Raw genomic sequence first — 3,610 nt, 5'->3', positions numbered from 1 at the left:
GTCTTCGTAGGAGCCAATGCCTGTTCGCTGGCGAACAACTGGCTTGGCGGATTCGTCCCCCACGAGGGGGGAGATTGGCTGCGGCTTGGCCGGCACTTTTCCTTCGATCGGTTTTTCCGTCCGCCGCACCGTCATCTCGTCCAGCGAGTTCTTCTTGAACAGCGGCTTTGTGGCGTCCCCGGGAATGCCGAAATCGGAACCATGTGCCTCGGATGCCGACTGTTTCTTGAACAGCGAGCGCGACACCGCGCCGGCCGGCGTCGGCATGTCGGTACCTGGACCCATGTCGTCGATCGAGGGTTTCGAAAACAGCGGCTTTTTCACCGGCACAGTGCCATCGGCGCCCATCTCGTCGAGATCAGGCTTGCGGAAGAGGTTGGGCCGGGCAGCCTTGGCTGCCTCTTCGGCGGCACGCGCTGCGTCGAGCTTGCGAAAACGCTCCTGTTCCTCTGCTGTACGATGTTTGGCCACGCCCTTGTTGTGCTTGCCCTTTTCGCGGCCGGAGGCCGGGCTTTCCATGTCGGCGTATTTGGCCAGCGGGTCTTCGGAGATGGACAGTTCCATCTCACGCAGGCGCTTGATTTCGTCGCGGATGCGGGCCGCCTTCTCGAAGTCGAGATTGGCCGCGGCATCGCGCATCTGCTTTTCCATCGCGTCGAGATGGGCCTTGAGGTTGTTGCCCATCATGGCGCCGGCACCGTCGGTGAACTGCGAGATATCGGCGCGGACGTGGTCCTTCTCGTAGACCGAATCGAGAATGTCGGAGATGCGCGACTTGACCGATTCCGGTGTGATGCCGTTGGCCGCGTTCCACTCCATCTGCTTTTCGCGGCGACGGTTGGTTTCGGCCATCGCCCGTTCCATCGAGCCGGTCACCTGGTCGGCATAGAGGATGACCTTGCCGTCGACGTTTCTGGCGGCGCGCCCGATGGTCTGGATCAGCGAGGTTTCCGATCGCAGGAAACCTTCCTTGTCGGCGTCGAGAATGGCGACGAAGCCGCATTCGGGAATGTCGAGGCCTTCGCGCAGAAGATTGATCCCGACCAGCACGTCGAAGGCGCCGAGGCGCAGATCGCGCAGGATCTCGATGCGCTCCAGCGTATCGATGTCGGAGTGCATGTAGCGGACGCGGATGCCCTGCTCATGCAGATACTCGGTCAAATCCTCGGCCATGCGCTTGGTCAGCACGGTGACCAAGGTGCGGTAGCCGGCCTTGGTGGTATCGCGAATCTCGCCGACGACATCGTCGACCTGGCTCTTGGCCGGGCGGACCTCGACCGGCGGATCGATCAGGCCGGTCGGACGGATGACCTGCTCGGCGAAGACGCCGCCGGCCTGTTCCATCTCCCAGGCGCCAGGGGTCGCCGAGACCGCGACCGAAAGCGGACGCATGGCATCCCACTCCTCGAAGCGCAGCGGCCGGTTGTCCATGCAGGACGGCAGACGGAAGCCGTATTCGGCCAGCGTCGCCTTGCGGCGAAAGTCGCCGCGATACATGCCGCCGATCTGCGGCACGGTGACATGGCTTTCGTCGATGAAGACCAGTGCGTTGTCGGGGATGTACTCAAACAGCGTCGGCGGCGGATCGCCCGGCTGGCGGCCGGTGAGATAGCGCGAATAGTTCTCGATGCCGGCGCACGAGCCGGTGGCTTCCAGCATTTCGAGGTCGAAGCGGCAGCGCTGTTCCAGCCGCTGTGCCTCAAGCAGGCGGCCGGCGCGTTCGAGTTCGACCAGCCGGTGCTTGAGCTCTTCCTTGATCGACTTGATCGCCTGGTTCAGCGTCGGGCGCGGCGTCACATAGTGCGAATTGGCGTAGATCTTGACGCTTTTCAGCTCGCCGGTCTTCTGGCCGGTCAGCGGGTCGAATTCGGTGATCTGCTCGATCTCGTCGCCGAACATCGAGATGCGCCAGGCGCGGTCTTCCAGGTGGGCCGGGAAGATTTCGATGGTGTCGCCGCGCACGCGGAACGAGCCGCGGACAAAGTTGATGTCCTGCCGCTTGTACTGCTGGGCGACGAGATCGGCGAGCAGCGCGCGCTGGTCGAGCCGGTCGCCGATCTGCATCTGGAAGGTCATCGCCGTATAGGTTTCGACCGAGCCGATACCGTAGATGCAGGACACCGAGGCGACGATGATGACGTCGTCGCGCTCAAGCAGCGAACGCGTCGCCGAGTGGCGCATGCGGTCGATCTGCTCGTTGATCGAGGATTCCTTCTCGATGAAAGTGTCGGTGCGCGGGACGTAGGCTTCCGGCTGGTAATAATCGTAGTAGGAGACGAAATACTCAACGGCGTTTTCCGGGAAGAATTTCTTGAACTCGGAATAGAGCTGCGCGGCAAGCGTCTTGTTCGGCGCCAGGATCAAGGCAGGGCGCTGCGTCTCCTCGATCACCTTGGCCATGGTGAAGGTTTTTCCTGAGCCGGTGACGCCGAGCAGCACCTGGGTGCGGTCGTGGTTATCGACGCCTTCGACCAGATCCTTGATCGCGGTCGGCTGGTCGCCGGCCGGCTCGAACTCCGACACCATCTTGATGGCGATGCCGCCTTCGGATTTTTCGGGGCGGGCAGGGCGGTGCGGCGTCCACAGCACGCCGTCCTTGTGCAGCGGATTGCCGGATTCGATCAGCGCCGACAGTGCCGCCACCGTCGCGGTGACGCTGCCCGAGGCCATGGTCTCGGCGTCCTCCAGCGAGATGTCGAGGCCGGCGACCGGATTGAGGCCGGCTGCCGTGCGCTCCCTGGCTGACGCCGCGCCACCCATCGAGGTGCCGCGCGAACTGCGCCCCGGCGAGCTTGAGCGCTCGGGTATCTTCTTCGACGGCTTCGGCGATTTGCCGCCGTCACCCTTGGCGACAAGACGTCCTTCGTTTTCGGCTTCCTGCTCGATCTGCTCGGCCCAATCCGCGATCGAACCGGTCAGCGGCGTGCCAGAGAGCTCCGGCTGCGGCATCTCGGCGAAGCCGCCTTTGTGCAGCGGCTCGGAGGCGTCGAGGAAATCGGTCAGCGGGCTGCGCCGCTTCGGCGCGGCGCGGTCGTCATTCGCCGTCGGCGGCGTTTTCTGATCGGGAGATTTGGCCATGTCCCGAATATGGGATTTCCTGGCCAAAATGGAAAGAGCGCGGTGGGGAGAGGCGTGCCGGACAGCGCTGCTCCTGACAGCAGGCTGTCAGGAGCAGCGGGAAGGCGCCCGAAAGCTCTTGTCGTTACACGCCCCTGGCGGCTGATGCGACCTGCGTCGCCGACCCGTTCAGGCGCGGCACCACGACGAGGCGTTTGATTTTGCCCTTCTTGAAAGCGGCGAGGAAGCGCGCATAGTCCTTGAAGGCGACGCAGCCGCTCGACTGGGCGTAGCGGCCCCGGAGCAGGTAGGTATGGGCCAGCAGGCCGTTGCGATTGTATTTGTTGCGGCCATCGACCGGTGTCAGGCGCAAGGCCTCCACTCCGTGGAAGCGCGACTCGCGCATCGACAGATTGTAGGTGTTGGGCGGCGTCGGTCCGCGATTCTTCTGGTCGGCATAACGCGGCTGGTCCGCCATGGCGCCGATGCCTGAATGCGCCTCGAGCCTCGAGCCGTCAGGCATGTAGACGGTCGCGCTGCTGATGTCGTACAC

General features: G+C 63.8%; 2 protein-coding genes. Both read right to left on the bottom strand.

All coding sequences use genetic code 11. The annotated features are described in order from the left end of the window. On the bottom strand, positions 1–3,078 hold a 3,078-nt coding region (gene uvrB / locus EN994_RS22620; RefSeq protein ID WP_127307818.1), incomplete at its 3' end, for an excinuclease ABC subunit UvrB. A 124-nt stretch (positions 3,079–3,202) separates the two neighbouring features. Then, positions 3,203–3,610, bottom strand: a 408-nt coding sequence (locus EN994_RS22615; protein WP_164746081.1) for a DUF2778 domain-containing protein, incomplete at its 5' end; no start/stop codon positions are given.

It is taken from the genome of Mesorhizobium sp. M7A.F.Ca.CA.002.09.1.1, assembly GCF_003998555.1.
Lineage (GTDB): Bacteria > Pseudomonadota > Alphaproteobacteria > Rhizobiales > Rhizobiaceae > Mesorhizobium > Mesorhizobium ciceri.
This window is presented reverse-complemented; position numbering and strand designations above follow the sequence as displayed.